Consider the following 12,948-nt stretch of genomic DNA (forward strand, 5'->3'; position numbering starts at 1 on the left):
GTTAACGAGATCACCGATCGTTTACTATATAATTGATTAAATAGTAAAAATATATCAGCACATCTAAATGAATAAAATATTACTCGTGATGACTTTTTAATAATTTAAGTATAAACGAAACGGTTTTTATGAGACGTTCAATTACTCAATCATTTTATTCGCAGATTAAATCATCAAAAAGATGAATTATTCAACTTCACGGCAAGCAACCGAGAAACCCTATCACAATCGTAAATATGCATTCCTAAATCAGTATGTTACCGTACATACTGCTAATTTAGATTCAGCGCAATCAAAAATTATACAATGACAATCAAGTGAATAAGCCTAAATCGGGCGACAATGAATAGGCCGTCTGATTTTCCCCTTTAGAATAACTGAGGTGAGATATGGATGTATCTAACGCGTCGAGACGGACCTTTATAAAACAATGTGTTATTGGCGGGGTCGCGGTATATTCCGCGCCTTTACTGTGGGAAATGAGTCGGGCCAATGCGTCCATCATTTCGCCTGAACTGGCTGCACAATGGCAAACTCAGGTTAGCGGCCAATCTAAACCCAAATTTCGTAACGACGGTATTGCTAAAGTCACCGGTCAAAAAGTTTATGGTCGTGACTACCGGGCAATGGACATGGCAGGCTGGCCAAAACAACAAGGCTACGCGTTTATCTTACGCGCTGCAGATGCATCCCATGTCTATCAAGGGTTCTCCCTCGACCACCTCCCAGCTTCAGCTAAGCCTTATAAAGTCATTACTGCAGCAGACCTTGCCCGCGACAAAGTTAAATTGCCTGAGTTTTACGGTGACAATATGTTATTGCCCGAGGGACAAACAGCAGATTATCTTGGTCATGCGGTAGCCATATTATTATTTGATAGTTTCCCTGCATTTAAACAAGCTAAGTCATTGTTGCAGTTCGACAATACCTTATTGCGCTTTGGTGAAAAAACGCCCTTTGTGTCAGACACTAAAGACCCTTATGCCAGCTGGCGTCTTATTCGGGTTGAAGGCGAAAATGGTGCCCGTGAAGATACTTATAGCCCACTACACGATGGACTATTTTTCCCCAGCGTTAAGCACCACAAACCGGTATGGTCAGGTGATGCTAATGCTCAAGGCTCGGTTTCTGAGCGCGGGCTGTATTATGCTGGCGAGATAGAAAAACAGATTGCGAGTGCCAAAGCAGATCAACAGTGGCAAGTATTAGAGCGCGAATATCGCACTCAAATCATCGATCCTATGATGATGGAGCCAGAGGCCTTTAATGGCTGGTTTGATGCCAGCAGCCAAACCTTTCATACCGTTATTACCTCTCAGTCGCCGCAAGACTTTCAAGAGATGGCCGTACACATGCTGTCATCTGGGCCATTGGCTGACAAAGTCAAAAATCTAGTAGTGCATTCTCCTTATATTGGTGGCGGTTTTGGCGCTAAAGATCACTCAATATTCCCGTATTATGGCGTGTTGGCAACCATTTACGCTAACGGTCCGGTTCGGTTAGCTAACGACCGCTTCGAGCAATTTCAATCCGGTCTTAAGCGTCATCCTTTCATCATGAAAAGTCGTTTGGCCGTTGATAAAGCAACCTTGAAAATTCAAGCGTTAACCTCACAGATGACAGTTGATGGCGGTGGTCGAGTTAATTTCAGCCCATCGGTCACCTCTGTTGGGGCGACGGCAATGCAAAGCATTTACTATACCCCACGTAACGATATTATCGCCACATCTTATGCGTCACGTAACCCTGATGCAGGCTCGATGCGCGGTTACGGTACATTGCAATCGATGACCGCAATGGAAGGCATGATCCACGAGATGGCTGCTGAGTTAAAGGTTGATCCCTTTAAGTTACGCGCGGCTAACGTGATGGAGTCAGGACAGCGTAATACTCAAGGTGCTATCCCTAATGGCACGCTTAGATACCGTGAAATGCTCGACATGGCTGAACTAGACCCTGTGTGGCAAAACCGTGCAGATAATAAAGCGCGTTATGAGGCTAAAAACCCAGGCATGCGTTACGGCGTTGGTTTTGGTATTGCGACGAAAGATTATGGTACCGGTGCTGCAGCACCAAGTGCGGCGGTTAGATTATCTAAAGACGGTAAAATAACCTTAGAAATTGGTTTTATCGAAATGGGTACTGGTACTCAAACGTCACAAGCCGTGGTAGTCAGCGAGTCATTAGGTAGTTTTGCTCATGAAGTGAAACTTGCTGAGATAGATATTTGGGATGCAATGCAATTAGTGCAAACCGACAATCCATACATTATTTCGCAGCAGCGCCAAGATGAAATGACGGCAAATCCACGTTGGACACCGGTTAAAGCCATGGCATCGTCGGCATCTATGTCGGCATATTATCAAAGCCATGTCACTCGTATTGCCGCCGATATTATTTATCGTCACGGACTCTGGCCTGCTGCGGTGTCGATTTGGAACGAGTTGTATTTCAACACCCCAATGGGCAAAACTAATCTCAATCACTCTCGTGACGGCCGCTGGACTGATGGCAAGCTTACCGCTATGGGATTCCCGCCGCTTTCAATCGACATTCTCGCTAAACGAGCCCACGATTTAGGCTTAGTGGTTGGCGTAATGGGTCATGCCTTTAACCGTTGGGCTTGGGCCGAAGCTGATTTTGAGATTTTCGGTACCAAAGAACGCATTGCACTGGATGCATTGGCACTGCAATACGGCGAGGGTGACAAGTATCATGGCAGCGCGGATCGCAAAGCCCGCATGAGTTCAAACGGCTATCACTTAATCGATCGTCAAGCGATGAGCTATCCTAAAGCCGAGCTGAATAACGCCATGGTAACTTACTACGCTCCATGCGCCACTTTAGTAGAAGTAGCCGTTAATGAAGGTAATGGCGAAGTCAGTTTATTGAGCTCTCATACCTGGTTAGAAGCCGGTAAAGTGATTGTGAATGAGTTAGTTGAAGGCCAAATTCAAGGCGGTCTTGCTATGGGAATTGGCCATGCATTGCATGAAGAATTACCCCCATTTGAAGCCGGCGCTGGTAATGGCACCTGGAATATCAATCGTTATAAGGTGCCGTTAGCGCGACATGTTGGTGTTTGGAGCCAGCGACATACTATTTTACCGCAGTTGTCCGAAACCGATCCTAGCCGCGGCATCGCCGAAGTGGTGATGATACCTGTTGTTTCCGCGCTGGTTGAAGCCGTTTACCAAGCTACCGCAGTGCGTTTTTACGAATTACCAATGACAGCGAAAAAAATCAAGGAGGCCATGGCATGAGCCAATCAATTAAGTTAACCATAAATAACCAAGCTGTGGGCCCGATTGACGTTGGCGATGGCATCATGATGATTGAGTTTTTGCATGAGTATTTAAATCTCACCGGGACTAAATTTGGTTGCGGCGCGGGTGTATGTCATGCCTGCACGGTAATCGTCGATGACGAACAAGGTATGAGCGAATCGGTTCGTACTTGCATCAATGGCGTCGAGCGTTTCAATGGCAAATCGATTCGCACTATTGAAGGTCATGCTAAGCAAAATGCCCAAGGTGAAATCACTGCACTTAGCCCTGTACAGCAAACATTTTTAGAACATTTCTCGTTTCAATGTGGTTGGTGTACTTCAGGCTTTGTCAATGAATCGACTGCACTGATTGAACGACTAGAGCGTAAACCTATAGCCAAAGATCAAGTTGAGCAAGTCATTGAAGATGCTTTGGGCGAACACGTCTGTCGTTGTACGGGTTATGTAAAATACTATGCGGCGATCAAAGATTTGATCCTCAAGACAGAGGGGCTAACCCTGTCATGAAGCCATTATATCAATGTAACTTAAGCCGTTTAATAAAGGCGCAAAAACATCTCCGCCAAAATATTTTACTCAGCTTAGGCCTAAGTTTAGGTTTGGGTTTGTTCGCCTGTTCCAGCAGCGCGGCTGATAAGGCGAGCAATAACAGTAGCGATATCGAACGTGGGGCTTATCTGATGAAGATAGGCGACTGTGTGGCTTGTCATACCGCGGTAGGCGGACGAGAGTTAACCGGTGGACTGCCGTTCGAAACCCCGTTTGGGGCGGTATTCTCAACCAATATCACCTCAGATAAAGATACCGGAATTGGCAAATACAGTTATGACGAATTTTTTGATGCCATGCATCACGGTGTCGGTATTAACGGTAATTTGTACCCCGCTATGCCCTACACGTCTTATAGCCTATTGACCGATGAAGATACCAAAGCGATTTATGCCTACTTGATGAGCACCAAACCCATCAAGCAAGCTAATCTCGACAATGATGTCTCCTTCCCTTTTAACGTTCGATTTGGTCTCAAGGCGTGGAACTTAATCGCTCATGATGCTGAAAAGTTTGCCCCCAAGAAAGACAAAAGTGAGCCTTGGAACCGAGGTAATTACTTAGTCAATGCGCTAGGCCATTGTGGTGAATGCCATACTCCTCGAGACAGCTTATTTGCCATGGAGCAGGATGAGCATTTTCAAGGCGCCGTTATCGAGGGCTTAGAAGCATCAGATATTACCCCTGCTGAACTTAACCGACAAAACTGGACTCATGACGATTTAAAGTCTCTGTTTACTGAAGGTTATTCTCGTAAAGGTACAGTATTTGGTGGCATGTATCCTGTGGTATACCACAGCTTTAGTCACTTAACCGATGCCGACATGCATGCGGTAAGCAGTTACTTACTTGATACTGACGAGACTGTAGAAGCCAAACCACTGACCTTTAATGGCCACCAGCGTGAATTACCAGGATATAACCTATACATGGGATATTGCGCTGGATGTCATGGTCAAAATGGTGAAGGTCGACCTAATGTTGCTCCGGCAATGGCCGGTAACGCCACATTAGATAAAGCCAGCCCGCACAATATCGTTGCGGTAATGCTTAAAGGTATAAAGAGCCAACACTACAACACCACCACCAGCTTTTATGCCATGCCAGGTTATGCCGATCAGTTAAGTGATGAACAGCTTAAAGACTTAACCAATTATCTGCGCGTCACATGGAGTAATCAGCCAGGTGATGTAGATTTGAATACAATTAATAATTTAAAAGAAGTGATATTCGAACGCGATTAACCATTGTAGTCCGTTGTAGAATATCCGTTTATGCAAAAGCCGACATTTGGTCGGCTTTTTCGTTTCACTAACAATTAATGGCAAAACTAACGCCATAACAAGGTTTACCCAACGAGGTTACAACACATCGTTAAGGTCTTGTATTGCATCAATCACCATACCCGTACCAATGCTAATCAACAGCAAATCAGTACCAACACGGACAATCTTTTGTCCTTCTGGCGTACGACCTAGCTGAACAGTAAGCGCTGATGGTACATCGTAGTAAACAACATCAACAGGTAACGAGTAGCCTTTTCGCCATTGCTTAGCACTGCCCGGTGGTTGGCAACGATTGTGTTTTTTGGCTAATCCTGGTGGACAATGCTTAGCATCACGGTTGGTATAATAGTAATTATTAACGATGACTTGGCGATCGTTACTAAAATAGGTCTGATAAGTTTCTTCCTGTTCGTGATCATGCTTCTTGTCATGCTTTTTTTCATGTTTTTCAGATTTATGTTTACCGCTATTACCATGCGAGTCGTTGTCTTTAGCAACGCTGTAACCGGAAGCACACACCATTAAGGTGCTGATAATGATGAGAGGTAGTATATGTCGATTCATAAAATGGATTCCTTTGCGATTAAATAGGCGCTTGTCATAATAGTTAACCAGCGATATGCCTGACCGTTAAAAAAACCAATACTATTAATATTACGGTTGATATGGGTGCAAAGGTAGTTGTATTGCGCTCTATTGTCGACACTAATCTATATTATTGTTAATTAATGTTCGCGTAGAATCGTTACTTTTGTTTCAATACCAATTGTGAAAACAACACCTTATTCGTTCCGCATAACCCCAGCAATATTTGATGTTTTAATCCTTATGACGTTACTCGTTAAGACTTTTTTATCGATGATAAAGGGACACAGAAAAGCAGCGAATATACAAAAAATTGATAAACAAGAGTGCGTTTGCCCCTTTAGATTTTAATAATACCGTTAACACCCAACGATTACCGTTGTGATGACAGGCTCTCCAGTACTCTGCCAGTGATACTGAAAGTAACAACTGGTTGCAATAACTTCGGCTGCAGTAGGCTCTGCAAGGGCAAGTGCACTTTTGGGGGCTGCAACAACAGCATAGCTGCTATTAGATGTAAAAATGCGATATGACCAATCATTCATTTCTAACCCAGCCGCTTTAAAGATTTCTGACGACGTTGTATAACCGGCATTAAAACCGCTACCACTAGTATTGGCCGCTGCGGCCCAAGGTTGGTAATGACTGCCTTTAACACCCGAGAATTCAACCGTATCTGTAAGCGCATTGCCTGAGGTTAATGTTTTTGTTTTAAATAACATCACTGCTGTTTTAATTGAGCCTGTGGCACCTTTGATTGCTGCAATATGTGCATCTGTTTTTAAATTAATAAACTTAGGCGCTGCGACAACAGCCAATACGCCAAGAATAATAATGACAACGACAAGCTCTATAAGGGTGAAACCGGATTGACGAGAGGAAACGATACTGCGGTTAAGTTTGATCATATGATGAATGCCTCCTGATACAGTAAACAAACTGCTCAGCTAGAAAGAGTTTACTTAAAACAATTACATGAGACGTTATTTTAACCTAAACACGAGCTTAAGTTATAGAGGCTTTCATCATAGTTTTGCGTATTGAGCCTTGTTGTATTGAGCCTTGTTGTATTAAGCCTTGTTGTATTAAGCCTTGTTTAGCACCTAGGTTATTTAGCCTTTAATGCCTGTTGCGAAAATAAAATACCATCCCAGCCATGTTGCATAAACTGACGAATATTTTGATGATCCGTCCCTTGCGGCGTCGCCACAACATCTCGGTAATGTTGGCCAAACATAGCCAAGGTTTGTTGCACCGTTAACTGATGAATTTGCCCGAACGCAAACACCTTACAAGAACCAGAATTTTCCCCAGCGTCATTAAGCTGATCACCATTTTTAAATGCACTTATCGTGAAGTCATACTGGCCATCAATAACAGCCATAGTCTCTTCAAAACGGATAGTATCTGCTTGCGATGTTAGCGATGAAATAAACGGGTTAATAGCCGTTGATGGCATAAAATTGGCCCTGCCTTAAGTTAAAGTTAAAGTTAAAGTTAAAATAAAATTGAATTAAAAGAAAAATAAACAGTAAAACTCCCGACACTATAGTTCGAGACCTTATCAAAATGATCACATTTACTATAGTGAAAAAGACTCAAGCAAACGATTAAAAAGCTCAAAAGCAAAGCGAGGCCCATACCCTCTGTAACTGCCTACTACAATGTTAAATTCAATAAAGTTTGCAAGCATAGACCATCGACACTTAATCCAACTTTAGTGCAGTAAAATCTGGCCGTGGTAACCTTTCCAACTTACTGTATAAATACATCACCACCAACGACAATAATGCGCCGATGATAAACAACCAATATCCACCAAGATGATCCAGTATAATCCCGCCGCCCAGCGGCGCAAATGCAAACCCCAAATCATAAAATGAAGCTGCGCCAAAGTACGCTCCACGTAAATGTTTAGGGGCTAGCCTGTCAATGTGCACGTTCATCGTTGGGAATAAAATGGTTTCTGCTAGGCTCATAACAACAACAGCGCCAATCCAGCCCCAAAACAAATCAATGGGGTTATACGCTAACCAAACTTGTGAACAAACCAACAGCATCAATCCAAACTGAATCCGATGCACCAAACTGTAACCAGCCATTAATCTTAACAATAAAAATTGGGTCGAGATAATGACTAAGGCATTGGTAAAAATCATTGCCGAAATCAGTGTTAATAAATCGGGGGCATTTGAACGAGTAAGATATTGGATCAGCGAACTGTCCATTTGCGCGTAAATAAACATACACAAAATGTTTGCAAAAATAAGACCTTGCAGTAATTTATCTTGCCATAAAATCGACATTATTTGCTTTCGATTCATCATAGCAGGTTTACGCTTAACAGCAGCTGTTGCATCGCCCATAACTGGAATGAGTCCATCTGCAACCAGCTCTGGAGCCGATGAATGAGTCTGGCGAGCTTGATGCCTAAAACCCCAAAATAATAACCCCAATAAAGCAGCAAAAGCCGCAGCGGTAATGTAAAAACTCGATTGTTTTCCGGTTAAGCCCAACCATATTCCTAACATTGGCCCTACGGCGCAACCTACGTTAACGATAAAATACAGTGATTGCATCGCCAACTCCCGGGTTTTAGGATCGTCAATAATGTCGCCAATGGTGGCAGACGTTAGTGGCCGCCATATTGCAGTCGCAATAGAACACAGTGTCATGACGACAACATAGCCTTTGACGGAATCGACTTGCGCCAGTAATGAAAACGAGATGATATAAAGCACACCGGTAAAGTACATTAGCTTGTGGCGGCCGATTCGGTCTGACAGTGCACTACCAATAAAGCTGGTAAATACCGATATAATCGCCGCACTCGACAGTACTAAACCCACTTCTGTGGCGCTTAAAGCAAATTTTTCATACAAAATGACAGCCAAAAATGGCCACACCATGTAATAACTACCGCGAGTAATAAACGAGCCAAATAACAGTATCCACATTAATCGTGGAAATTGCTTAAACCGCGCTACAGAAATATCGCTATGCACTTTTTATCCTTAAAGAGTGATGCTGAAATAGATTATGACAGACTAAATTGATGGGGTTGTTATAGAGCTAATCCTAACGGCATTTGCGCGGATGAACCACTATTTATTGCCTAATCCTATGTTATTACTGATCATATAAGCTAATAGCTGTTTTTCATCAGCTCTATTTGACAGCGATAATCCTTGAACCACACCTTGTTGATCACTTTGGTTACGGTGCTGCCCTAATTTTTGCTTACCTTGTAACTCATCGATGACAATCTTAAAACCAACAATGCCCTTGGCTAGTTGTTGTTGGTAATCATCGGCAATAAAGCCACCACTTTGTAGTAATGAAGGTTCATATTGTTGGATGGTAGATTCGAGTACTTGTGCGGTGGTCGCATCATCAGTTAATTCAATAATGCCTTTTGCATGTACTACGCTGTAATTCCAAGTCGGAACCGCTGGATAGGAGTCATACCAAGTGGGTGAGATATAAGAGTGAGGACCATTGAAAATACAAAGGACTCTAGTACCCGCAACACTTTTCCAATGCGGATTACTACGAGCAAAATGGCCATACAGGGTACCATTTTCGCCCTCTGAGGCAATGAGTAATAACGGTAAGTGTGAGCCCTCTAAATCGTTAGACACAACAGTCGCAAAACCATATTGGTTGATAAACAGATGTATTAACTCTCTGGCTCCCATATCCCACTTATCAGGCACTTGCATCATTCACTCTTTACTAAAATAGTCTATAAAGTCTTTATAGTGAATCTGACGAATAAATGCCATCGTTTTATGGGTTTGTAGCGATTATTACAAATGGCCTACTTTGACCAAAATCACCGTGTCTTGCTCCACATACGGATTATGCTGACTTAAATGCGGACTACGGATCCACGTACCTGCAGGATAGCGACCCAGTTCATCGATAAACTCTCCGCTAATGACATAGATTTCTTCGCCGCCAAAATGACGGTGTGGTTGAAAATGTGTCCCCGCAGGCCACTTAACTAATGCAGTCGACTCAGTACCATGTTGGTGTAGCGGCATAACCTGCAACTGACCATGACCCGGCAACCATTCTGTCTCATTGGTATTAATGGCCACTTGTTGTGAGTCTGTAGGTTGAAACTGGTGCAGCTTAACCAACAACGTACAACCTTCTACGCTAAATGGCGCATGGACAAAACCTTCAGGATTACGCAAATACGTGCCTGCAGGATAGTCACCGGTTTCATCAGAAAACACCCCGTCGAGCACTAAAATCTCTTCGCCTAACGGATGAGGGTGTGAGTTAAATTTAGCACCAGCTTGATAGTTTACAATGCTGGTCGCATGACCTCGCTCAGCCTCTTCGCGCGCTAGGCGTTTACGTAATACGCCCGCTGCGGGGCTATTTTGCCATTCAAGATCGGCTGTGTTTATCACCACTCGTTGGCTAAGATCCATGTTTAACATATTGCTACCTTACAACCGTTTAATTGCCACTAGTGTAAGGCTTTAACAATCGATAAAACAGCAGGTACTTTATGGTACCTATAGATATTAATAAGCCAATATTAAAAGTGTATTGATAAAAAAAAGCCCATTCAACAAAGTGAATGGGCATTAATTGTGGTCATTCAGCAGTTAAATACTGTTATTCAGAATCGCTTGGCGTTGTTTTTTATAGGCTTTAGCCGATGCAGGGATCGGTGTTGTACGCCCGGTTTCTAGCCAGTTTTTTAATCGATTAGCATCTGCCATGTGGGTGTATTTACCAAATGAGTCCAGTACCACAAATGCCACTTTACGCTTGTTCATTTCAGTTAACATCACTAAACAATGGCCCGCTTTATTGGTAAAGCCCGTTTTGGTTAATGCAATATTCCAATTGTTTTTAAATACCAGTTTATTGGTGTTTTGAAAATCTAAGGCATAACGTGGTGATTCAAAGTTAACGTGCTTTTTAGTGGTCGAGCTCAGCTTGCCTAATAACGGATACGTTTGACTGGCTTTAAGCAATAATATGAGATCGTTAGCGCTAGATACATTGTCAGGTGACAAGCCTGTTGGTTCAACATAACGGGTTTGGCTCATGCCCAGTGCGGTCGCTTTGTCGTTCATTGCACGCACAAAAGCCTTAAATCCACCTGGATAATTATGTGCAAGTGAGGTCGCGGCACGATTTTCTGACGACATTAATGTTAATAACAACATGGTTTCACGAGTCACCACGCTGCCTAAACGGACACGTGAATAAATATTGCGCATCACAGGTGAGTCAGTAATTTTTACTGAGATTTTTTCATCTAATGCAAGCTTGGCATCCAATGTCACCATGGCAGCCATTAACTTGGTAACTGACGCAATAGGCACAGGTTGATTTGGATTACTTGAATATAAAACTTCATTGGTGGCTAAGTCGACCAACATGGCACTACCGGAGGCTAACTCTTGTTGAGGTTTGATTTGCACAACTTGTGCTGCAAAAGACATTGGGCTGCTCAACGAAGTTGAACATAATAAAGCGCAGGCAAAAAAGAAACGAAGTTTCATTAACATCACTTGAAAAATAAACCTAATAAGTCCACTGAGTATACGATAAAGGATTAGACCGACAATAGATAAATAATCACTATTAGTAAGTTTTTAGTGAATTTAGCGCAGTTTGAGTCAAAAGCATTCGCAATGACTCATCTCAATCCGGCTCAAGCTAAGTGATAAACAGCTAAACGATAACCCTGCATTCTCCAAGCGAGCTATTTAGTCATAGTGTTGGCAATCGATTAGTGAGGTCTTTGTTATTGAATAAAGGGCACAAGAAGATGAGCTTCAGCACAGATAACGCTTTTTGTTGTCTTCATGTTAAGATTGAATAAGTCGTTTAAAAAGAGAGTATAGATGGACATTAACTTGCGTTTTTTTAGTCGATTAAACCCATGGCTCAATAGCTTATTGACCTCTAAAGCTACCCTAAAAACAGAGGCTGATGAAGCGCAACAAGGGCAGATGTCGCTCAAGACTATCGCCAACCAATATCCGCTTCAAGCTCGTCGGGGTCCAATTACTCAGGTGATGCTATATCAGTCACTTTATGCCAGTGATGATTTCGTTGGCCGAGAAAAACAACTCAAGCAAATTACCGATGTGATAAACCAATGGCGTAATCATCACGGCGAAATCAGTGCCATTGTCTCGCCTGCTGGAGCTGGAGGATCATCTTTTTTAGGCCAACTGCCGCCTTTACTGCAAACCATTATCGCCGAAGACACTAAAAAAGCACCGATGCCTGACGTAAAACCGTTGCCGTCCAAGTGGCTTTTGATGAGTTTTTATCAAGCGCCATTAGGCGCAAATGACGCGATAGCCCATGTTTGTTATTGTTTTGGTATTACGCCACCAAACACCATCACCGAAACGATTGCCGCCATCAACCAGCAACCACCACAGCTAATTATGATAGATGATATGCACAAACTGATGTTGAGAGTGATGGGAAATAATCAAGCCTTGGTAACCTTTGCAACTATCGTGATGGAAACGCGTAAACATCATTGTTGGATCATAAGCTGTGAAATATTTGCATGGCAACGATTAAGTGCACAATACCAAATTCATCACTTTATTAAACATGTTTTTCAGCTCGATTATTTCAGTGAAACCGAATTAGCCACAATACAAACAAAGCATCTGCTTGATTTAGGGTTAATCAGTAACGACGTGATGACCAAAGAAACCGCTACTGCAGCCGATAAAAACACCAAAAAAAGCACTGCACAGCAAGCTGAACAAACCAACAATAATCAAGCGGATATTGTAAATCCTTATAAAGACCAGCTAAAACAGCTGTACACTATCAGCCAAGGGCACCCCAAATTAGCATCATTGTTGCTACAGTATTCTCTCGCGCACCAAGTCGATATCGGTTCGGATAATAGCTCAAATAGTCGTTCAAATAATGGCATTGATATTTGCCGCATTAACTCATCTGTATTGCAACAATGCCAAGACAATGACCTATTTTCATTAGCAGAAATTTATGTTCATGGTGGCTTACGAGTGAGTCAGCATGCACATATTTTTGTCATTACGATTGAACAAAGCAGCTTGCAGTTAGAATATTTAGCTCGCCAAGGACTTATTATTGCGCAATATTCACAACAAGATTTTGCCGAGCATTTCTACTTTATTACTCCAACATTAAGTAAAATTGTCGCCAGCCATTTGGTGAATCACAATAAGTTGTTTAATTAAACGAGGC

General features: G+C 42.6%; 11 protein-coding genes. 4 read left to right on the plus strand and 7 right to left on the minus strand.

What is annotated here, in order from left to right; all coding sequences use genetic code 11:
* The first annotated feature begins 389 nt into the window (after positions 1–389).
* The 3 genes from AAEY94_RS05885 to AAEY94_RS05895 are packed head-to-tail and all read left to right on the plus strand — an operon-like array spanning position 390 to position 5,082.
* A complete protein-coding gene (locus tag AAEY94_RS05885; protein ID WP_182744887.1) occupies positions 390–3,263 on the plus strand; it encodes a xanthine dehydrogenase family protein molybdopterin-binding subunit in 2,874 nt (957 codons plus the stop codon).
* Entirely contained in the window at positions 3,260–3,796 is a 537-nt protein-coding gene (locus AAEY94_RS05890; protein ID WP_101085887.1) for a (2Fe-2S)-binding protein, read from the plus strand. Before AAEY94_RS05885 ends, AAEY94_RS05890 begins: the two co-directional genes overlap by 4 nt.
* Positions 3,793–5,082, plus strand: a complete 1,290-nt coding sequence (locus AAEY94_RS05895) for a c-type cytochrome (protein WP_350977908.1) — start codon at positions 3,793–3,795, stop codon at positions 5,080–5,082. Before AAEY94_RS05890 ends, AAEY94_RS05895 begins: the two co-directional genes overlap by 4 nt.
* Before the next feature lie 117 nt (positions 5,083–5,199).
* On the opposite strand, the gene AAEY94_RS05900 is transcribed toward AAEY94_RS05895, so the two are convergent.
* The 7 genes from AAEY94_RS05900 to pbpG all read right to left on the minus strand — a co-directional run bounded on the left by AAEY94_RS05900 (position 5,200) and on the right by pbpG (position 11,243).
* On the minus strand, positions 5,200–5,688 hold the full coding sequence (locus tag AAEY94_RS05900; protein ID WP_350977911.1) for a hypothetical protein: 489 nt from the start codon (positions 5,686–5,688) through the stop codon (positions 5,200–5,202).
* 380 nt (positions 5,689–6,068) lie between these two features.
* Positions 6,069–6,617, minus strand: a complete 549-nt coding sequence (locus AAEY94_RS05905) for a type II secretion system protein (protein ID WP_101085890.1) — start codon at positions 6,615–6,617, stop codon at positions 6,069–6,071.
* 200 nt (positions 6,618–6,817) lie between these two features.
* Positions 6,818–7,168 (minus strand): HopJ type III effector protein, encoded by a 351-nt coding sequence (locus AAEY94_RS05910; protein ID WP_192115724.1) that lies wholly within the window; start codon positions 7,166–7,168, stop codon positions 6,818–6,820.
* A 247-nt stretch (positions 7,169–7,415) separates the two neighbouring features.
* The gene (locus AAEY94_RS05915) at positions 7,416–8,714 is read right to left on the minus strand and encodes an MFS transporter (protein ID WP_101085892.1); all 1,299 of its coding nucleotides are present in this window, start codon (positions 8,712–8,714) and stop codon (positions 7,416–7,418) included.
* 99 nt (positions 8,715–8,813) lie between these two features.
* Complete coding sequence (locus AAEY94_RS05920) at positions 8,814–9,434, minus strand: FMN-binding negative transcriptional regulator (protein WP_350977916.1); 621 nt, start codon at positions 9,432–9,434, stop codon at positions 8,814–8,816.
* Positions 9,435–9,518: 84 nt separating this feature from the next.
* Positions 9,519–10,163: a cupin domain-containing protein gene (locus AAEY94_RS05925; RefSeq protein WP_101085894.1), complete on the minus strand. Its 645-nt coding sequence runs from the start codon at positions 10,161–10,163 to the stop codon at positions 9,519–9,521.
* 171 nt (positions 10,164–10,334) lie between these two features.
* Entirely contained in the window at positions 10,335–11,243 is a 909-nt protein-coding gene (pbpG, locus tag AAEY94_RS05930; RefSeq protein ID WP_101085895.1) for a D-alanyl-D-alanine endopeptidase, read from the minus strand.
* A 345-nt stretch (positions 11,244–11,588) separates the two neighbouring features.
* Between pbpG and AAEY94_RS05935 the strand changes: the two genes are divergently transcribed.
* A complete protein-coding gene (locus AAEY94_RS05935) occupies positions 11,589–12,941 on the plus strand; it encodes a P-loop NTPase family protein (RefSeq protein WP_350977921.1) in 1,353 nt (450 codons plus the stop codon).
* The last annotated feature ends 7 nt before the right edge of the window (positions 12,942–12,948 follow it).

The organism is Shewanella sp. AC34-MNA-CIBAN-0136, assembly GCF_040309945.1.
Classification (GTDB): Bacteria; Pseudomonadota; Gammaproteobacteria; order Enterobacterales; family Shewanellaceae; genus Shewanella.